Annotated in this window: 19 protein-coding genes; 18 read left to right on the top strand and 1 reads right to left on the bottom strand. The window is 28.4% G+C overall.

From position 1 onward, the window contains the following. Positions 1 to 11 precede the first annotated feature (11 nt). Genes queG through nth form a run of 3 tightly spaced genes read left to right on the top strand, consistent with a single transcriptional unit; the run spans position 12 to position 2,409 of the window. Positions 12 to 989, top strand: a complete 978-nt coding sequence (gene queG, locus CLTHE_RS05510; protein WP_080022364.1) for a tRNA epoxyqueuosine(34) reductase QueG — start codon at positions 12 to 14, stop codon at positions 987 to 989. A gap of 55 nt (positions 990 to 1,044) precedes the next feature. Then, complete coding sequence (locus CLTHE_RS05505; RefSeq protein ID WP_080022363.1) at positions 1,045 to 1,749, top strand: lysophospholipid acyltransferase family protein; 705 nt, start codon at positions 1,045 to 1,047, stop codon at positions 1,747 to 1,749. A gap of 24 nt (positions 1,750 to 1,773) precedes the next feature. After that, complete coding sequence (gene nth, locus CLTHE_RS05500) at positions 1,774 to 2,409, top strand: endonuclease III (RefSeq protein WP_080022362.1); 636 nt, start codon at positions 1,774 to 1,776, stop codon at positions 2,407 to 2,409. 38 nt (positions 2,410 to 2,447) lie between these two features. Here the strand turns inward: nth and CLTHE_RS05495 are convergent, their stop codons facing one another. Continuing rightward, positions 2,448 to 3,341, bottom strand: coding sequence for a DMT family transporter (locus tag CLTHE_RS05495; RefSeq protein WP_080022361.1), 894 nt, complete (start codon positions 3,339 to 3,341; stop codon positions 2,448 to 2,450). A gap of 207 nt (positions 3,342 to 3,548) precedes the next feature. On the opposite strand from CLTHE_RS05495, the gene CLTHE_RS05490 reads away from it, so the two are divergent. The 15 genes from CLTHE_RS05490 (at position 3,549) to gpmI (ending at position 21,015) form a co-directional block, all read left to right on the top strand. Then, positions 3,549 to 4,460, top strand: a complete 912-nt coding sequence (locus CLTHE_RS05490; RefSeq protein WP_080022360.1) for a D-alanine--D-alanine ligase — start codon at positions 3,549 to 3,551, stop codon at positions 4,458 to 4,460. 177 nt (positions 4,461 to 4,637) lie between these two features. Further along, positions 4,638 to 5,342 (top strand): response regulator transcription factor, encoded by a 705-nt coding sequence (locus CLTHE_RS05485; RefSeq protein ID WP_080022359.1) that lies wholly within the window; start codon positions 4,638 to 4,640, stop codon positions 5,340 to 5,342. A gap of 9 nt (positions 5,343 to 5,351) precedes the next feature. Next, on the top strand, positions 5,352 to 6,929 hold the full coding sequence (locus CLTHE_RS05480; RefSeq protein WP_080022358.1) for an ATP-binding protein: 1,578 nt from the start codon (positions 5,352 to 5,354) through the stop codon (positions 6,927 to 6,929). A 50-nt stretch (positions 6,930 to 6,979) separates the two neighbouring features. Beyond that, positions 6,980 to 7,927 (top strand): glycoside hydrolase family 25 protein, encoded by a 948-nt coding sequence (locus CLTHE_RS05475; RefSeq protein ID WP_080022357.1) that lies wholly within the window; start codon positions 6,980 to 6,982, stop codon positions 7,925 to 7,927. 204 nt (positions 7,928 to 8,131) lie between these two features. Beyond that, complete coding sequence (locus tag CLTHE_RS05470) at positions 8,132 to 9,631, top strand: VanW family protein (RefSeq protein ID WP_080022356.1); 1,500 nt, start codon at positions 8,132 to 8,134, stop codon at positions 9,629 to 9,631. Between the two features lie 81 nt (positions 9,632 to 9,712). Continuing rightward, a complete protein-coding gene (locus tag CLTHE_RS05465) occupies positions 9,713 to 10,558 on the top strand; it encodes a Cof-type HAD-IIB family hydrolase (protein WP_080022355.1) in 846 nt (281 codons plus the stop codon). A gap of 147 nt (positions 10,559 to 10,705) precedes the next feature. Then, positions 10,706 to 11,167, top strand: a complete 462-nt coding sequence (locus CLTHE_RS05460) for a tRNA (cytidine(34)-2'-O)-methyltransferase (protein WP_002598320.1) — start codon at positions 10,706 to 10,708, stop codon at positions 11,165 to 11,167. Positions 11,168 to 11,186: 19 nt separating this feature from the next. After that, positions 11,187 to 12,032 (top strand): DegV family protein, encoded by an 846-nt coding sequence (locus CLTHE_RS05455; protein ID WP_080022354.1) that lies wholly within the window; start codon positions 11,187 to 11,189, stop codon positions 12,030 to 12,032. 236 nt (positions 12,033 to 12,268) lie between these two features. Beyond that, positions 12,269 to 13,396 carry a BMP family ABC transporter substrate-binding protein gene (locus CLTHE_RS05450; protein ID WP_080022353.1) on the top strand — a complete coding sequence of 376 codons (1,128 nt, stop codon included), beginning with the start codon at positions 12,269 to 12,271 and terminating at the stop codon, positions 13,394 to 13,396. A gap of 109 nt (positions 13,397 to 13,505) precedes the next feature. Continuing rightward, a complete protein-coding gene (rpoN, locus tag CLTHE_RS05445; protein ID WP_080022352.1) occupies positions 13,506 to 14,879 on the top strand; it encodes an RNA polymerase factor sigma-54 in 1,374 nt (457 codons plus the stop codon). Between the two features lie 181 nt (positions 14,880 to 15,060). Further along, positions 15,061 to 16,104 carry a sugar-binding transcriptional regulator gene (locus CLTHE_RS05440; protein WP_002598316.1) on the top strand — a complete coding sequence of 348 codons (1,044 nt, stop codon included), beginning with the start codon at positions 15,061 to 15,063 and terminating at the stop codon, positions 16,102 to 16,104. 49 nt (positions 16,105 to 16,153) lie between these two features. Next, positions 16,154 to 17,155 (top strand): type I glyceraldehyde-3-phosphate dehydrogenase, encoded by a 1,002-nt coding sequence (gene gap, locus CLTHE_RS05435; RefSeq protein WP_002598315.1) that lies wholly within the window; start codon positions 16,154 to 16,156, stop codon positions 17,153 to 17,155. Positions 17,156 to 17,264: 109 nt separating this feature from the next. Continuing rightward, positions 17,265 to 18,455: a phosphoglycerate kinase gene (locus tag CLTHE_RS05430; RefSeq protein WP_002598314.1), complete on the top strand. Its 1,191-nt coding sequence runs from the start codon at positions 17,265 to 17,267 to the stop codon at positions 18,453 to 18,455. A gap of 100 nt (positions 18,456 to 18,555) precedes the next feature. Continuing rightward, a complete protein-coding gene (gene tpiA, locus CLTHE_RS05425) occupies positions 18,556 to 19,302 on the top strand; it encodes a triose-phosphate isomerase (protein WP_002598313.1) in 747 nt (248 codons plus the stop codon). A gap of 180 nt (positions 19,303 to 19,482) precedes the next feature. Next, positions 19,483 to 21,015: a 2,3-bisphosphoglycerate-independent phosphoglycerate mutase gene (gpmI, locus tag CLTHE_RS05420; protein WP_080022351.1), complete on the top strand. Its 1,533-nt coding sequence runs from the start codon at positions 19,483 to 19,485 to the stop codon at positions 21,013 to 21,015. Positions 21,016 to 21,207 lie beyond the last annotated feature (192 nt).

Below are 21,207 nucleotides of genomic sequence, written 5' to 3'. Positions count from 1 at the left end.
AGGATAAAAATATGGATAGAGGAGAAATTTTAGAGTTTTGTAAAACATTAAAATTAGATTTAGTTGGTTTTGTGAAAATGAGAAAATTCATAGAGCTTGAAGATTTATTTTTGAAAAGAAAAGAATGGAAAGCTGAAAATGAATTTGAAGAAAAGGATATAAAGAAAAGGATAGATCCTTTTACGTATATGGAAGATGGGAAAACTATAATATCTATAGCTTTCCCTTACTTCTTTTACGATAATGGAGAAGAAAATGGATTTTCAGTTTACACAAAGGGAATAGATTATCATAGAGTTGTACATACATATTTAGATAAAATATGTAAGTTTATAGAAGAAAAAGGTGGAAAAGCAATACCTTTAGTAGATAGCAATACTTTACCTGAAAGGTATATTGCTTATTTAGCTGGAATAGGATTTATAGGGAAAAATAATATGCTTATAACTAAAAGGTACGGATCTTATGTATTTTTAGGGGAAATTATTACTGATTTAGAATTAGTAGAAAAAGAAGAGAGAGATTTAGAAACTCTTTTAAAATATTCTGAATGTGGAGATTGTGAAATTTGTTATAAAGAATGCCCTACAAAGTCTATAAATAAGTTTAGAAAAAATACAAATATTTGTGTTTCTTACTTAACTCAAAAAAAAGAGTTAACAGATAAAGAAATAAGTCTTTTAAATGGAAGAATATTTGGATGTGATAGTTGTCAAAAGAAATGCATTTATAATGAAGAAGTAGAAGAAAGTAAAATACCTGAATTTAAACCGTTAAATTTTATGAAAGTAGAAAATTTAGAAAATATAATAAATATGAATAATGGAATATTTAAAGAAAGTTTTAAAAATACATCTTGTGGTTGGAGAGGAAAAAATATTTTAATAAGAAATGCAATAATAAGAAAAAGAAAATGCAAACATGAGGACATAAAAGATTTAAAAAGTGAGTCACCATACATAAAAGGTTACATTGATAGACTTTTATAAATTTCTATCATATAATAAAGTTGGAGAAAATTCAGAGGAAGAGGTGTAGAGGTAGATGTTATCGCCATTTGCTAAAAAAATAATAACTAGCTTACCTACAGGGTTAATGGTCTTTTTTGGGAAAAAAATAACAGATGGATATATAAGAAAACATGCTAATTTAAAGATTGAAGGTTTAGAAAAAATTAAAAAAATTGAAGGACCAAAACTTTTTATATGCAATCATTTAAGTAATTCAGATGGATTAGTTTTAAATAAAATTTTAAAAGAGGATTTTGATCCATATTTTATAGCAGGAAAAAAATTATCAGATGATCCTATAACTAATATAGGAATGGAAATGGTTAAAAATATTCCAATTAAACCTAATACAGCTGATAAGGAAGCTATGACTAAAATGGTTAAAACATTAAAGAATGGGGAAAATATAATGATATTCCCAGAAGGTACAAGAAGTAGAACAGGTGCCATGATAGAAGGGAAAAAAGGAATACTTCTTTTAACAAGAATGACTAAGGCTACTATAATTCCAATAGGAATGTCTGGTACTGAGAAACTATTACCAATAAGTGATAATAAAGATATGGGCGAAGAAAAATGGCAAGATGCAGATGTAACTGTAAAATTTGGAGACCCAGTAATTTTAGATAAAAAAGGAAAAGATGAAGATAAGCATGACTATGATGACAGATGTATGTATACAATGATGAAAGCTATTGCAAATCTTTTACCAGAAAGTTATAGAGGAGTTTATAAATAGCCTTTAGAATTAGAGGTGAAATAAATGAAAAAGAGAACAAAAAAAATATTAGAAATTTTAAAGGAAACTTACCCAGATGCAAAATGTGAGTTAAATTATGAAACTCCATTTCAATTGCTTGTAGCAACTTGTCTTTCAGCACAAACTACTGATGTTAAAGTTAACCAAGTTACAGATACGTTATTTAAAGATTATCCAGATTTAGATAGTTTTTTAACTTTAACTAATGAGCAAATAGAAGAAAGAATAAAATCTATAGGATTATATAGAAATAAAGCTAAAAATTTAGTACTTATGTGTAAGCAATTAAAAGAAAAATTTAATGGAGAAGTTCCAAAAACTATGGAAGGAATAACTTCTCTTGCAGGAGCAGGCAGAAAGACTGCAAATGTGGTTTTATCAAATGCATTTGGAGTTCCTTCAATTGCAGTAGATACTCATGTTTTTAGAGTTTCTAATAGGCTAGATCTTGCTGATTCTGATAATGTTTTAGAAGTTGAAAAACAATTACAAAAAGAATTACCAAAAGAAGAATGGTCACTTACACATCATCTTCTAATTTTTCATGGAAGAAGATGTTGTATAGCAAGAAAGCCAAAATGTTTTGAATGCCCATTAAATACTATTTGTAAGTGGGAAGATAAAAAAGATTATATGTAAAAAAAACACCGCATAGATAAAATCTATGTGGTATTTTTTTATTTTAATTCTTGAATTTTATTTTTTTCTTCAATATTTTGGTCAAGTTTTTTATTGTATAAGAACATATAGAAAGATGCACCAAGTACAATAATATATCCTATAATACTCCAAATATCAGGTACTTGACTAAATAATAAGAAACCAATAAGTGCTGTGAATATTATTTGTGAATAATTGTATATTGAAATTTCTTTAGCAGGAGCATATTTATATGCAGCTGTTAATGCAAATTGTCCTACTGAAGCAACTACTCCTGCCATAAGTAAATAAAATAATTCTATAGGAGTAAAAGGCTTAAAATCTGCAATAACAAATGGAGCAGTTGCTACTATTGAGAAGAATGAAAAGAAAAATACAATAGTAGGTCCATTTTCACGTCCGCCTAAATATCTAACAAAAGTATATGCAGCTCCAGCACATAAAGCAGAAGCAACTCCTACAAGAGCAGGTATTACAGTAAGACTAAAAGTAGGTCTTATAATAAATAAACTTCCGAAAAATGCAACACATAAAATTATTATCTGTTTCTTTGTTATTTTTTCTTTTAAGAATAAGAAAGAAAATATTACAACAAAGAAAGGTGAAAGATTATTTAACATATTAGCATCAGAAAGTATAAGTCTGTCTATAGCATAATAATTTGCTATTATTCCTAAAGTACCAAATAAAGCTCTAAGAATTAAATATTTTCTATTTTCGCTTTTACCAAATAATCTGTCGCCACTTTTCCTAATTAAATAGAATGCGACAGCACAACTTACTAAATTTCTAAAAAAGCTTTTTTCTACAGATGGAATATTATTTCCAGCAAGCTTAACAAAAGTTGACATAGCTGCAAATGAAAGAGCTGAAATTATCATAAGTATTATTGCTTTGTTTTTATTTTTCATAAAGTATCTCCTTTGTAAATATAGTTAAAAAATAATTATACCACTTATATTATAGTTTAAATAAATAATAATTGTTATAAAATATAAGTTTTAATTTAAAAAAAATATTTAAATAAAAAAGAAAAAAATAACAAATATGTATTTTAAATGAATAAAATGATATAATGATAAATATTTACTTGATGATATAATGGGGGATTAAAAAGTATGAAAATAGGAATTATAATGGGAGGAATTTCTTCAGAAAGGGAAATATCTATAAAAAGTGGAGAATCAATATTTAAAAATATAAATAAAGAAAAATATGATGTAGTTAAAATTATTATAGATGAAAAAGAAGATATAATAACAAAAGTAAAAAAAGAAAATATTGATTTTGCACTATTAGCATTACATGGTCAATTTGGGGAAGATGGAACTGTTCAAGCAGTTTTACAAGCAATTGGAATACCATATTCAGGTTGTGGACCTTTAAGTAGTGCTGCATGTATGGATAAAGATATGACAAAAAGTCTTTTAAAAGCAGAAGGAATAAGAACAGCTAAATGGATAAATTTAAAATCAATAGAGGAGTTAGATTATAAAAAGATAGAGGAATTAGGATATCCTGTATTTATAAAGCCAACTCATGGAGGTTCAAGTGTAGCAACTTATTTTATTAAAAGAAAAGAAGAAGTTTTAAAAGCAGTTGAAGAAGGATTTAAAGTAGATACAGAAGTTATGATTGAAGAGTTTATAAAAGGTGAAGAAATAACTTGTCCGATAATTAGAGATAAAGTTTATCCTATATTAGCAATAGAGCCTACATCAGAATTTTTTGATTTTGAATCAAAATATAATGATGGAGGAGCTAAAGAATATATAGTTCAATTAGATGAAGAGTTGAAAAATGAAGTTGAAGATATGGCACTAAAGACATATAAAGCTTTAAAATGTTCTGTATATGCAAGAGTTGACTTTATTGTTACAAAGGAAAAAGTTCCATATATTTTAGAAGTTAATACATTGCCTGGAATGACTGAAAATAGTCTTTTCCCTAAAAGTGCATTAGGATTAAATATGAGTTATTCAGATTTGGTAGATAAAATAATAGAAGAATCTTTAAATGAAAAAAGATAAAAAATTAAATTTGTAGATAAAAAGACTTTTTTATAAATAAAAAGGTCTTTTTATTTTGTATAGAAATAAAATAATGATACAATGTGTGTATAAAATATTAAGAAAATATTAATAAAAACCTTAGATAAAAATTAAGAAGTAGAAGTTAACATTAGAGTATAAATTGGGGGGATTAAGATGGAAAAAATTCTTATTGTTGATGATGAAAAAGAAATTAGAGATTTAATAGAAATTTATTTAAAAAGTGAAGGTTATGAAATATTTAAAAGCGAAAATGGACTAGAAGCTTTAGAAATTTTAAATAGAGAAGAAATTGATTTAGTTATATTAGATGTTATGATGCCTAAATTAGATGGAATTCAAACTTGTATAAAAATAAGAGAAAAAAGTGAGCTTCCTGTAATAATGCTTTCAGCTAAAAGTGAAGATATTGATAAAATATTTGGGCTTAATATGGGAGCTGATGATTATATAAGTAAGCCATTTAATGCACTTGAATTAATAGCAAGAGTAAAATCACACTTAAGAAAATATAATAGATATAAAAATATGTCTAGTTATTCAGAAGGCGTAAAATTAGAAAATGAGATAGTAATTGATGATTTAGTAATAAAATTAGATTTGCACCAAGTTTATAAAGGAGATGAATTAATAAAGTTAACTCCAACTGAATTTGAAATAATAACTTTATTAGCAAAAAATAAAGGAAAAGTATTTTCAATAGCAAATATTTATGAAAGTGTATGGAAGCAAGAATATTTAGAATCAGATAATACTGTTATGGTTCATATAAGAAAAATAAGAGAAAAGGTAGAGGAAGATTCAAGAAAACCAAGATTTATAAAGACTGTGTGGGGAGTAGGTTATAAAATTGATAAGTAGGTGATAGGTTTGAGGATAGAGAGGATCGAAAAACTAAAAGAAAAAATTACAAAATCAAAATTTTATATAAAAGGAAATGAGAATTTTAATAAAGTATCTGATAAGATTAGAACAAACTTAAAATATGAATTAATATTTTTAGTTGGATTTTGCCTTATAATTAGTTTAATAGGGGCAGTGGTTTCTTCAAGACTATTTTTTTCAGAAAACAGAAGGACTGTTGAGACTATTGTAGGAATAGAAGCCTTTACTGAATCTGCAAAATCAGCAGCAGAAGGTTTAAAGATGAAAGTAGAGGAAGGAAATATAACTATAGAAGATAGTAAATTTTTCAGTGAATTTTTTAAATCTGAAAATTTATCCTTAGGAGAAAATCATAAAGGATATATAACTGATTTAGATGGTAAAGTAATTTATAAAAGTCCTGATGCAAAAGAAACACAATTTAGTATATTTCAGCTTTTAGTAAATGCTAGTGAAATGCCTAATCAGGACACAGAATATGTTGAAGAAAGAGTAGGTTCAGGAGAAAAAAGAATAAATTCATATTCACCAAAGCAAATGACCAAAATGTTTCCAATAAAAATTGGAGGGAAAGAATACTACTTTATATATGAAGGAGTTCCAGAGATTGTTGTAAGAACAAACGAATATAAACAAACAAATGAGTTGTTAGGACTTTTAGTTGGAACTTTAATATTTATTATTACATTTTTATATATAATAAATAAGAAAGTAAAAGAGTTAGATGAAATTTCAGATGGAATAAAAATTATAGCTAATGGTGATTTATCATATAGAGTAAAAATTAGAGGGGCAGATGAAGTTTCAAATATAGCAAATAATATAAATTTAATGGCAAGTGAAATAGAAAAGAAAATTAAATCAGAAAGAGCAGCAGAAAAAACCAAGTCAGAACTTATAACTAATGTTTCTCATGATTTAAGAACTCCATTAACTTCAATAATGGGATATATAGGTTTATTAAAAGATAAAAGATATAAAAATGAAGAAGAAATGAATGAATATTTAAATATAGCATTTAATAAATCTGAAAAACTTAAGATATTAATTGAAGATTTATTTGAATATACTAAATTAAATAATGCAGAAATGAAAATAGAAAAGACAAGAGTTAATCTAAGTAACATTGTTTCACAAATAGCTGATGAGATGACACCGATTTTTGAAGAAAATGATTTAATTCTTTTAAAAAATATAATAGATGATAAAATAATTTGTAAGTTAGATCCAAATAAAATGGTAAGAGTATTAGAAAATATTCTTAGCAATGCTTCTAAATATTCTTATAAGCCAGGAACTGTAATAATAGGACTTTACGAAAATGAAGGAGAAGCAGTTATTTCTGTTAGAAATAGAGGAGATAATATAGAACAAGATAAGCTTAATAAGCTTTTTGATAGATTTTATAGAGGGGATGAATCACGTGCAACAGAAAGTGGAGGAACTGGGCTTGGACTTGCAATAGCAAAAAGTATAGTAAATATGCATGGAGGTCATATGTGGGCTGAATGTGTGGGGAATGATATAACTTTTTATATAAAGCTTAAAATTATTAGTAACTAATTCAAAATTCAAAAATAATATATAATAGCAATATTATTTTTGGAGGAAATATGCAAGATAGAAATCCTAATAGTACTTTTGGAATAGATTTAAATGAATATTCTCAAAATCCTAATTTCCAAGTACTTTCATCAAAAGTTGATTTTATTTATTTAAGATCTTCAGGGTCAAGAGCAGGTTACTTTAGAGTAGACAGAAAGTTTTTAGAGTTTGCAGCGGAGTGTAAAAAATATGGAATTAAATCAGGGGGATATCATTATGGAATTCCGTCATATGATTTAAGCACTGCAGATATGCAATGTGATGATTTTATAGACATATTGCAAAGAGCTTATGGAAATAAAAATTATGGACCTTTAATGCCAGTTTTAGATATAGAGGAGCCTATGAATCCTAATATGAACACTGATGCATTATTAAGATGGATTAATAGATTTAGAAATAGATTCGAATCTAAAACAAGAAGAAGACTTATGCTTTACGCATCTGTATTCTTTATTCAAGACAATAATAACTTCCAATCAAGTGATGGAACATATCCTTTAAATAATATGCCACTTTGGGTAGCTATGTATACGAGAATACCAGGTAATCCTCCTTTCCCACCAAATGCAGGGGGATGGACAAGATGGAGAATTTGGCAATATACTGATAGTCAACAAATAGATGGTGTAGATAACCCAGTAGATGCTAACTGGGGACCAAATAATTTAGATCTTTTAACTCAACCAAGACAAGTACAAAACTTTAAAGCTAGTGTTTCAAATGGAAATGTTTATTTATCTTGGACTAAAAATAGTGATATAGATTTAGCTGGATATAATATTTTTGCAGATAATTATTGGATTGGAACAGTAGATAGGCAAGATACTTCATATAGAATACCAATTACTAAGCTATATAAGCCACATGGAAGAAATATTACTTTCTCTATAGAAGCTTTTGATTATGAAGGAAATGCATCACAAGTTAGAAGTAAAGTTACTTTAAAATTATAAAATAAAAGTTTTTTAGCTATCTTAAAATAACTATATTTAAAATAAAAGTTATTCTTAAGATAGCTTCTATTATTTGGAACATGGTTAAAAGTATTTTTTAAAGAGTTATAAATTATACTTATAATTTGTTAATAAATAATGTATAATTAGTATGTAATTATCTAATAAATTTTAATTTATACAAAAAAATAGGGGGAAAAAAGTGTGGGAAATAAAAGTGGTGAAGATAGGGGATTTCTTACTTTTATGAAAAAAAATAAAAAAAGTGTAAGTATTGCAACAGTAAGTGTATTAACTGTGGCAATAGCTGGTGGAGTCTATGTTGCCAATATAAAAAATAATTTAAATGATTGGAATTATAAAATATATCCAGGAGTAACAGTTAAAGGTATAGATTTATCAGGAAAATCAGCTGAAGAAGCTAAAAATATTCTAAATGATAATCTTAATGATAAAATTTCCAATAAGGATATAGTAATTAAAGTAGATGATAAAGAATATAAAGGTAAATATAAAGATATTGAGGGAAAATATAATGTAGATAAAGCCGTAGATGATGCTGTTAAATATGGAAAAGACAAAAGTATATTTAAGCAAAATAAAATTATAAAAGGAAAAGAAAATAAAGAGTTAGAAATAGAATTTTTATATAATGATAAAAAGTTGGGAAAACTAAAAGAAAATGCTCAAAAAAACCTTAATATAGAACCTAAAAATGCAACTATAAATATAGTTGGTTCAAGCAAGAATATTACAGAAGAAACATTAGGGAAAAAATTAGAAGTTGAAGAGTTAAACAATTCATTAAAAGAAAATTTAAATGGTGATTTAGAAAATCCAACAATAATAAACTTAAATTACGTAGAGTCAAAACCAAAAGTAACTAAAGAAGAACTGTCAAAAATAAAAGATGTAATGGGAAGCTTTGAGTCTTCTTTTGCAACATCTACACCAGAAAGATCAGCAAATGTTCAAGCAGCTGTTGGTTTTGTAGATGGAACAGTATTAATGCCAGGAGAAGAATTTAGTTATGATAAGGCAACTTCTACTGATAAAAGTAAATATAAACAAGCGCCAGTTTATATAAATAACAAAGTTGAAATGGATATTGGTGGAGGAATATGTCAAGTATCATCAGCACTTTATAGAGCAATGATGAGAGCTAATATTAGACCTACAGAAAGACATAATCATTCATTAACTGTTAGTTATGCAAAACCAAGTCTTGATGCAACAGTAGCTTGGGGATATTTAGATTATAAATTTAAGAATCCATATGATTTTCCAATTTATATTAAGGGAACATCTGATGGAAAAGTAATAAGATTTTATGTTTATGGAGATAAATCAGCTCTTAATGGGAAAACTTATGATATGGAAAATGAAATAATAAGAACTATTGCTCCAAAAGAGAAAATAGAGAAAGATTCTAATCTTGAAGAAGGAAAAAGAGTAGTTCAATCTAAAGGTCAAGCAGGCTATGTGTCAAAGGGCTATCAATTAACTTACGAAAATGGTAAACTAATAAAAAGAGAACTAGTGTCAACTGATACTTATGCAACAACTGATTCAGTTGTTAAAGTTGGAACTAAAAAGCCAGAAATAAAAGTAGATAAGCCGAAGGAAGAAGTTCCTGCAAATAAAGAAGAGCAGCAACAACAGCAAGAAGGATCTGAGGCTCCACCAGTTGAAACTACAACGTAATGTGGTAAAATTTATATAATTAAGGGGCATATCAAATTTAATTTGTTTGAATGTCTCTTTTTTATAGATGGAGATGAAAATATGAAGTATAAAATGATGTGTATTGATATGGATGGTACTCTTTTAGGGAAGGGAAGAAAAATATCAGAAGAAAGTAAAATAGCTTTAAGAAAAGCAAGAGAAAAAGGAGTACAAATAGTAATAACAACAGGAAGACTTTATAATAATGCAGCGTATTTTTCTGAGTTAGTAGGAGTAGATTCTCCAGTTATAGGGGCAAATGGAGCTATTATAAGAGAAAAAAGAAGTAATGAGATAATATATAGAAGTAGTTTTAATGAAAAAATAACTAAAAAGATTTTAGAATTAGCAAATAAATATAGGATAGTATTACATTTTCATACTGTTAGTAGTATAATTTCTAACAGTTATGTGAGTACAACTGTTGCTAGAATAGTTTTACCAGGAAGAAACCATGAAGATTTTAAAGTGAATTTAAGAACAATAAAAGGAAAAGAAAAATGGTTAAAAGCATTGGAAAAATATAGTGATAAAGTAACGAAAATTATTGTATTCTCACCTTCAGCTAAAAGAATGGAAGAGTTTAGAAAAGAAATAGGCAAAATAGATGAAATTACTTACTTTACTTCAGGAAATAAAAGTATGGAAATAAATATGAAAGAAGTATCTAAAGGAAATGCAGTAAAAATATTAGCTGATTATTATGGAATAAAGAGAGAAGAAGTTATTTGTATTGGTGATAATGAAAATGATGTTTCTATGATAGAGTATGCTGGACTTGGAATAGCTATGGGAAATGCAATTCCAAAGCTTAAAAAAATAGCTGATTACGTTACTGATACGAATAAGAATGATGGAGTAAGAAAGGCTGTTGAAAAATTTATTCTAAGAGAAGAGGATATTTAATGAATTTTTAGTTAAAAATAAAAAGTTTTGACTTAAAATAATACATGTAGTATTATGTGTTGTATAGAATTTAAATAAAATTAAGATGGGTGCTTTAGACTTCTCATCTTATGATAATTACAAAGCTTGAAATAGAAGGTGAGTTTTTTGAATTTAAATATAGTTATGTATCAACCAGAGATACCTCAAAACACTGGAAATATTGCAAGGACTTGTGTATTAACAGGATCAAAACTACACTTAATAAAACCATTAGGTTTTAAAATTGATGATAAGCAAGTTAAAAGAGCTGGGTTGGATTACTGGAGTGAATTAGATCTTGAAATTCATGAGAGCTATGAAGACTTTATGAAAAAATATGGGGATAAAAAGATATACTTAGCTACTACTCATGGAGGAGAACATTATGATGAAGTTGAGTTTAAAGAAGGAGATTTCGTAATGTTTGGAAGGGAAACTTGTGGAGTGCCTGAAGATGTTCATAATGCACATGAAGGTATAAGAGTTCCAATGATAAAAACTAGCACTAGAAGCTTAAATTTATCAAACACTGTTGCAATAATAGCTTATGAAGCTTTAAGGCAAATAGGTTTTCCGAATATGAAATAGAATGAGAGGAAATAAGGGAATGGAAAAAATAAAAATAATAACAGATAGTACAGTTGATTTACCGAAAGAACTTTTAAGAGAATTAGACATAGAAGTTATGCCAGTTCTTATAAATTTTGGTGAAGAAAGTTATTTAGATGGAATCGAAATAACTCCAAATGAATTATTTGATAAAATGGAAAAAACAGAAGTTTTTCCTACTACAGCTCAAATAATTCCAAGTAGATTTGAAGAAATTTATAAAAAATATATTGATGAAGGTTATAAAGTTTTATCAATAATTATGTCATCAGGAATGAGTGGAACATATGAATCTGCTTGTTTAGCAAAACAAATGTTAGAAACAGATGATGTTTACATAGTAGATTCACAAACTATAACAGCTGGACTTGGGCTTTTAGTTTTAAAAGCAGCTAAATTAAGAGATTCTGGAATGAATATTGAAGAAATAGTTGAAGAGTTAGAAAAAGTTAAAGGTTCAATAGATAGTTCTATAAGTTTTGAATCTCTTGATAATCTTGTAAGAGGAGGAAGACTTCCTAAAGCTGTAAGTGTAGTTACAGGACTTTTAGGAATAAGACTTATCTTAGAAGTAAGAGATGGGGTTATGTCTCTTAAAGGGAAAGTTAGAGGAAACAAAAAAGCAGTTAAAAAGATTATCTCTGATATGGAGGAATTAAAACCAGTAAAAGATATGCCAGTTGTAATAGTTGGTGTTGGAGATAATAGAGAAATAAAAGATGGAATTATAGAATACTTAGAAAAAAATAACATTGAATATATAGAAGGACCAGTTGGATGTTCAGTTTCAATACACTCAGGACGTCAAGCAATTGGAGTTTTCTTTATAAGTGAAAATCAATAAAAAGCAATAATTTATTTTTATATTTATGCCTAGATTAAATTAATCTAGGCTTTTTTATTAATATTATTTAATTTAGATTTTATATTTAAACTATATAATATTAATTTAAAGGATAAGAAATAAAGAGAAAAAATTATAATAAAAATATTTTTATTTATAAATTATACAACTCATGAATTAAAACCTTCTAAAGAGGAAAAAATATTTTAAAAGTATTTTTAGAAGGTGAAGATTTTATGGAAAGAATAAAAGGAAATAAAGAGATTGTAGTTCTGTTATTAATTGTCATGTGTTTTTATGTTCTTATGTTCTTAGGTGGATGTACTAATAAAAGTGTTGGAAATAGAAATTTTTTTAATAGTGATTTAAAGGTTGCTTTAATATGTGAAAATAATAAAAATGAGCCTTTTTTAGAAATAGGGAAAAAAGGCATTACAAAGGCTGGAAAAGAGCTTGGAATGAAGACAGAAATAGTATTATTAAATTTAGATGAAAAACCAGAAGTTATAAATAAAATAATGAATCAAACAGCTTTAGATAATAATTTAGTAATTGTCTTAGGAAATTGGTTAAAAGAATCTGTTAAAGTTTCAGCAAGGCAATTAAAATCAAGAAATTTTGCAGTTGTAGATTCAGTTGTAGCTGAAGGAAATGTAAAATCTGTCTTATATAAATCAGAAGAAGGAGCACTATTAATGGGGATAATAGCTGGTGGACAGACAAAGTCAAATAAAGTAGGTTTTATAGGTGGATTAAATGATACAAATGGAGTTAGATTTTTAAGTGGATATGCAGCTGGAGTTAAGATAAATAATATGCAAGCATATGAAACTATTGTTGATTATTCTTATGTACGTTATACAGAAGATTTTAAGGATGAGAAAAAAGCATATGAAAAAGCAAAAGAGTTATATTCAAGTGGATGCGATATAATTTTTGAGGCTTGTGGAGCAGCTGGAAAAGGTGTATTTAAAGCTGCAAAAGAATCAGGAAATAAAGCAATAGGAGTAGATGTAGATTGTGCTGAATATTATCCAGAATATAAAGATGTAATAATATCTTCAATGATAAAAAATATGGATAAAAATATTTTTGACATATGTTCTGAAATTAAAGATGGTAAGTTTAAAAGTGGTATTAAAAATTTAAAAGAATTAGGTATAAGTGAAGGAGCATTTAATTATCCTAAAGAAACAAAAAATAATGTTTCTGAAAATACATTTAGAACACTAAATGATTATATGAAAAAATTAAAAAATAAAGAAATTGAAGTACCACAAAGAGTTTTTGAGGTGTTAGAGTTTAAAGAAGAAACCAAAGGACAATCAGAAGAACAACCTAAATCAAAAGCTAAAGAACAATAGAAGGGAATATAATGATAGTCTCAATATAATTGTTTACATAATAGTATTTATGCTATAATTATTACATTATAGGAATATAAAGTAATAGTTAAGAGAGTAGGTGATTACATTGAAGATGGAATATTCTATGAAATTGACTCAAGAACAAAAATTACATATGACTCAAGAGATGCAATTATCTATAAAAATGTTACAGATGTCGGTAACAGATTTAAGAGAATATATTGATAAGGAATTTGCTGAAAATCCAATATTAGATATGAGTGATAATAACCAAGAAAAATCTTCAATATCTGAAGATAAATTCATGGATAAATATAATTATAAAGAAATGATAAAGTATTTTGAATTTGATAATTATGGCGCACAAAGCAAAGGGATATATGAAGATGAGGTTTCACCTTTTAATTTTATATCAGAAAAAAAATCACTTAAAGAATATCTTTATGAGCAGTTAATAGAACTTAACATAGATAAATATACAAGAGTTATTTGCAATTATATAATTGATAATTTAGATCATAGAGGATATTTGGAATGTGATTTAGAAATAATATGTAAAGAATTAAAAATATCAAAAGAGCTAGGGGAAAAAGCTCTACTTATAGTTCAGGATTTAGAACCATATGGAATAGGAGCAAGAGATATTAAAGAATGCCTTCTTATTCAGCTTGATAAGCTAGCATTAGATGATGAAAAAATGATTACAATCGTTAACAATCACTTAGAAGATATAGCAAATAATAAATATGCTTTAATCGGAAAAAGCTTAAATATTTCTCCAAGAGAAGCCCAAAGGTATGGTGATGTTATAAAAAAATTAGAACCTAAGCCTTCTAGTGGCTTCTATACTGGAGAAGAAGTTAAATTTATAATACCAGATGCGGCTGTAAGAGAAATAGATGACCAATTAATAATAATAATGAATGACAGCATTCTCCCAAGATTATCTATAAATAGTGGATATAAAAAAGTAATTAATGAAGAAGGGGATAAGAATGCTACTGAATATGTAAAAGACAAGCTTAATAAAGCTATGTTTTTAATAAAAAGTATAGAGCAAAGAAGAAGTACGTTATATAATGTACTAGAAGAGATAATTAAAAGACAGGAAGAATATTTTAAAAAGGGATATAACTATCTAAAGCCAATGACTTTAAAAGAAATATCTGAGGTTTTAAATATTCATGAATCTACTGTTAGTAGAGCAATAAAAGATAAATATATATTAACAGATAGAGGAACTGTAAAAATAAAAGATCTTTTTACTACTGCTATAAAAAATAGTGAAGATTTAGGAGTGGTAAAAATAAAAAATAGAATAAAAGAAATAATAGAAGGTGAAAATAAGAAGAAGCCTTTTTCAGATCAATATATTTCAGATAAGCTTACAGAAGAAAATATGGAAATAAAGAGAAGAACAGTTGCAAAATATAGAGAAGAGTTAGGAATAAAATCTTCAAGTAAGAGAAAAAGACTTTAAACTTAAACTATACTAAAAAGATCTTTATATAAAAAAATATATACTAAAAAGAAAGAAGTAAAATAAATAAAATAAAAAAATTTAAAATTACTCTTTAAAATTTGTACAATTTATTCTATAATAGTCTTGTGGGACGTAAAAAGTAAGAGCGGGACACTATGTGACCAAAGGAGTGTTTAGGTTGCAAGAATTAATAGAATTACAAAACAAAATAGTTCCAGAATTAGTGGAAGTATTAGAAAAAAGGTACAATATTCTTAGAACTATATTTTTTAATCAACCAGTAGGAAGACGTGTTTTATCTAATGAACTTAATTTAAGTGAAAGAATAGTTAGAACAGAAATAAGTTTTCTTAAGGGGCAAGGTCTTATAGAAATTAATACTCCTGGTATGACAGTAACTGAAAGTGGAGAAGAAATAGTTGATAAGTTAAATGGATTTATCCATGAACTTAAAGGATTAAATGACTTAGAAGATAAGATTAAAGAAGCTCTTTCAATAAAAAAAGTTATAATAGTTCCAGGTGATGTAGAAAATAACCAAGGTATATTAAAAGATATTGGTAAAGCTGCATCAAAATATTTAAAAACAGTTATTAAGGATAATTCAATAATTGCTTTAACAGGAGGAAGTTCTGTTAAAGAAGTTATAGAAGCATTCCCTAAAATAAATAAATATTCAAATGTTCTTGTAGTTCCTGCAAGAGGCGGGATGGGTAGAAATGTTGAAACTCAAGCTAATACTTTAGCCGGCTCTTTAGCTAAAAAGCTAAATGGAAATTACAAGCTGTTACACATTCCAGAGAACGTTAGCCCAGAGATTATTAATTCTTTAAAAGAAGAAAAAGAAATCAAAGATATAGTCCAAAGTATACACAATGCAGATATACTTATATATGGTATTGGGAATGCTATGGAAATGGCACAAAAGCGTGGAATCTCTGAAGACAAAATCTCTAGATTAAATGAACTAGAGGCCGTAGGAGAAGCATTTGGGTGTTACTTCAATAAAGATTCTAAAGTAGTTTCAGAAACGACTGCTATTGGAATAAATATAAGCAACGCGAGCCAAATCAATACACATATTGCGGTGGCTGGTGGTGCAAATAAAGTTGAGTCTATTATAGCCACTCAACTAAATAACACACATGCTGTGTTAGTAACTGATGAGGCAGCAGGAAGAAAAATTTTAAAAATTCTAATGTCTCGGCAAAAAAGTTTATAAAAAATTTTTTATAAAAGCTATTTTAAAGCTATTTTAGGAGGTATTTACAATGGTAAATGTAGCAATTAATGGTTTCGGAAGAATAGGAAGATTAGCGTTAAGATTAATGATCAACAACCCAGAATTCAACGTGGTTGCAATCAACGACTTAACAGATGCTAAAATGTTAGCACACTTATTCAAATATGATTCAGCACAAGGAAGATTCGATGGAGAAATCGAAGTTAAAGAAGATGCTTTCGTAGTTAATGGAAAAGAAATTAAAGTAACTGCAAATGCTAACCCAGCTGAATTACCATGGGGAGAATTAAACGTAGACATCGTTTTAGAATGTACTGGATTCTTCGCTTCAAAAGAAAAAGCTTCAGCTCACATAGCTGCTGGTGCTAAGAAAGTTGTTATTTCAGCTCCAGCTGGAAACGACCTTCCAACAGTTGTATTCAATACAAACAATGAAATATTAAAAGCAGAAGATACAGTTATTTCAGGTGCTTCATGTACTACTAACTGTTTAGCTCCAATGGCTAAAGTATTAAATGATTCATTTGGATTACAAAAAGGATTCATGACTACAATCCACGCTTACACTAATGACCAAAATACATTAGATGCTCCACACAGAAAAGGTGATTTCAGAAGAGCTAGAGCTGCTGCTGCTTCAATAATCCCTAACTCAACTGGTGCTGCTAAAGCTATCGGATTAGTTATTCCAGAATTAGCTGGTAAATTAGATGGAAACGCTCAAAGAGTTCCAACAATCACTGGTTCATTAACTGAATTAGTTTGTACTTTAGACAAAAAAGTAACTGTAGAAGAAGTTAACGCTGCTATGAAAGCTGCTGCTAACGATTCATTCGGATACACTGAAGATCCAATAGTATCATCAGACGTAATCGGAATCAGCTTCGGATCATTATTCGATGCAACTCAAACTAAAATCATGGAAGTTGACGGACAACAATTAGTTAAAGTTGCTTCATGGTACGACAACGAAATGTCATACACTAACCAATTAATCAGAACTTTAGGATACTTCGCTAACTTAAAGTAATCTAAATTAATTAGATAGTATAAAAAAGTATTATAAGTCTGGTTTTGTAGTATAAGGCTATAAGGCCAGACTATTTTAAAATATTGAAATATTTAAGAGGTGAAAGAGAATGAACTTCAACAAAAAAACTGTAGAAGACATCCAAGTAAAAGGTAAAAAAGTTTTAGTAAGATGTGACTTTAACGTACCATTAAAAGATGGAGTTATAACTGATGAAAATAGATTAGTAGGTGCTATGCCAACTATAAAATATTTAGTAGATAATGGGGCGAAAGTTATCCTTTGCTCACACATGGGTAAACCAAAGGGAGAACCAAAGCCAGAATTATCATTAGCTCCAGTTGCTAAAAGATTAAGCGAAATGTTAGGAAAAGAAGTAGTATTTGCTGCTGACAACAATGTTGTTGGAGAAAATGCTAAAGCTGCTGTTGCTAACATGAAAGACGGAGATGTTGTTTTATTAGAAAACACAAGATACAGAAAAGAAGAAACTAAAAATGGAGAAGAATTCTCAAAAGAATTAGCTTCACTTGCAGAAGTATTCGTTAATGATGCATTCGGAACTGCTCACAGAGCTCACTGTTCAACAGTTGGAGTAACTGAATTCATAGACACAGCTGTATGTGGATACTTAATCCAAAAAGAATTAAAATTCTTAGGAGAAGCTGTTGAAACTCCAGTTAGACCATTTGTTGCTATCTTAGGAGGAGCTAAAGTTTCAGATAAGATTGCTGTTATAAACAATCTTTTAGAAAAAGTTGATACTCTAATAATTGGTGGAGGAATGGCTTATACATTCTTAAAAGCTCAAGGATATGAAATCGGAACTTCATTAGTTGAAGAAGACAGAATTGAGTATGCTAAAGAAATGATCGAAAAAGCAGCTGCAAAAGGAGTTAAATTCTTATTACCAGTTGACCACAGAGTTGCTACAGAATTTAAAGATGTTGAAGCTACAATAACTGAAGATCAAAATATTCCAGCAGGAAATATGGGATTAGATATTGGACCAAAAACAGAAGCTATATATGCTGAAGCAGTTAAAGAAGCTAAAACAGTTATCTGGAATGGACCTATGGGAGTATTCGAATTCGAAAACTTCAACAAAGGTACTATTGCAGTAGCTAAAGCTATGGCAGATTCAGATGCTACTACTATAATTGGTGGTGGAGATTCAGCTGCAGCTGTAAATATTTTAGGATTTGGTGATAAAATGACTCACATCTCAACAGGTGGAGGAGCTTCACTAGAATTCTTAGAAGGTAAAGTATTACCAGGAATAGATGCTTTAAATAGCTAATTTAAAAAGTTTTAAAATATAAATTTAGCCACTCTGTAAGCGGAAAATTTAGAGTGGCTAATACAATTTAATTTGTAAAAATATTATGAGGTGATTCTAAATGAGAAAAGCAATAATTGCAGGAAACTGGAAAATGCACAAAACACCAGCTGAAGCTGTTGAAATGATAAATGAATTAAAACCATTAGTTAAAGATGCTACTTGTGATGTAGTTATCTGCCCAACTTTTGTATGTTTAGATGCTGCTGTTAAAGCTGCTAAAGGTTCAAACATTAAAATAGGTGCTCAAAATATGCACTTTGAAGAAAGTGGAGCATTTACAGGAGAAGTTGCTCCAGGAATGTTAGAAGCTATGGGAGTTGAATACGTAGTAATTGGACATAGTGAAAGAAGAGAATACTTCAATGAAACTGATGAAACTTGTAATAAAAAAGTTAAAAAAGCTTTCGAACATAACTTAATTCCAATGCTTTGCTGTGGAGAAACTTTAGAGCAAAGAGAATCAGGAAAATATGTTGAAGTTTTAGCTGGGCAAATTAAAGCTGATATGGCTGGATTAACTAATGAACAAGCTGAAAAAGTTGTTATAGCTTATGAACCAATCTGGGCTATTGGAACAGGAAAAACTGCTACTTCAGACCAAGCTAATGAAACTATAGCTGCTATAAGAAATGTTGTAGCTGAAATGTTTGGAAAAGAAGTTGCTGATAAAGTAAGAATCCAATACGGTGGATCAGTTAAACCAGGAACTATAAAAGATCAAATGGCTAAATCAGACATTGATGGAGCATTAGTTGGAGGAGCTAGCTTAGTAGCTGAAGATTTCTCTAAAATAGTAATGTACTAATATTTTAAGAAATTACCAAAAAGCAATAGGAATGACTGAATTTAACTTCTTTCATACTTATTGCTTTTATTGTTATAAGAGATTAATTATAGTATAATTATATAAAGAAATTAATATAAATGATTTCTTTAAAACTGTATATAAGAACACATATTTATAGATAAATGGAGGCAGAGAATTATGGCAAAAAGACCAGTAATGTTAATGATATTAGACGGTTTTGGAATTGCAGAAGCATCTGAAGGAAATGCAGTTTCATTAGCTAAAAAACCAAATTTCGATAGATTAGTTAAGGAATTCCCAACAAGTGAACTTCAAGCTTCAGGAATGGCTGTTGGATTACCAGATGGACAAATGGGTAACTCAGAAGTTGGACACTTAAATATAGGTGCAGGAAGAATAGTATACCAAGAGCTTACAAGAATAACAAAAGCTATGGAAGATGGAGAAGTTTTCGAAAATGAAGCACTTTTAAAAGCAATGAAAAATGCTAAAGAAAACAACACTGCATTACACTTAATGGGACTATTATCAGATGGTGGGGTTCACTCACACATAGATCACTTAAAAGGACTTTTAGCTTTTGCTAAAAAAGAAGGACTTCAAAAGGTTTATGTTCATGCATTTATGGATGGAAGAGACGTTGCACCATCATCAGGTAAAGAATTCATAGAAAAAACTGAAGCTATGATGAAAGAAGTAGGAGTAGGTGAAATTGCTACAATAAGTGGTAGATACTACGCTATGGATAGAGATAACAGATGGGAAAGAGTTGAGCTTGCATACAATGCAATAGTTCTTGGAGAAGGAGCTAAAGCAGGAAGTGCTGTAGAAGCTATAGAAAATTCATATCATGATAATAAGACTGATGAATTTGTAGTTCCATGTGTTATTGAAAAAGATGGAGCACCAGTTGCTAAAGTTAAGAGTGGAGATTCAGTAGTATTCTTTAACTTTAGACCTGATAGAGCTAGAGAATTAACTAGAGCTATAAATGATAAAGTATTTGATGGATTCAAGAGAGAAACTTTAAATCTTACATTTGTAACAATGACTCAATATGACAAAACTTTAGAAGGTGTTGAAGTTGCATTTAAACCACAAACACTTACTAACACATTAGGTGAATTTGTAGCTAATAAAGGATTAAAACAATTAAGAATTGCAGAAACTGAAAAATATGCTCACGTTACATTCTTCTTTAATGGTGGAGTAGAACAACCTAATGAAAATGAAGATAGAGCATTAATAGCATCACCAAAGGTTGCAACTTATGATTTACAACCAGAAATGAGTGCTGTTGAAGTTACAGATGAATTAATTAAGAGATTAGATAGCGATAAATATGATATGGTTATATTAAACTATGCTAACCCAGATATGGTAGGACACACAGGAGTAATTCCAGCTGCTATAAAAGCAATTGAAACTGTAGATACTTGTCTTGGAAGAGTAGCAGATAAAATCTTAGAAAAAGATGGTTCATTATTCATAACTGCTGACCACGGAAATGCAGAAACTATGATAGATTTCTCAACTGGAACACCATTTACAGCTCATACAACAGATCCAGTTCCATTTGTATGGGTATCAAATGATGCTAAAGGAAAAACTTTAAAGAATGGTAAACTTGCTGATATAGCTCCAACTATGTTAAATGAAATGGGACTTGAAGCACCAGCAGAAATGACTGGAGAATGTTTAACTAAATAATTATAAAAGTGTACCTTAAAAATTAAGGTACACTTTTATTTTTATATGATTTTATAGATTAATATAATTTCAAACTTGTAAAAATTTTCCGGGAAATAATTATATGATAGATAGATAATATAATTTATTACATAATAAATTAATAACAATGTTAAAAAATTATTTTATATAGCATATTATTAAATATAATAT

It is taken from the genome of Clostridium thermobutyricum DSM 4928 (assembly GCF_002050515.1).
Classification (GTDB): Bacteria; Bacillota; Clostridia; order Clostridiales; family Clostridiaceae; genus Clostridium; species Clostridium thermobutyricum.
This window is presented reverse-complemented; position numbering and strand designations above follow the sequence as displayed.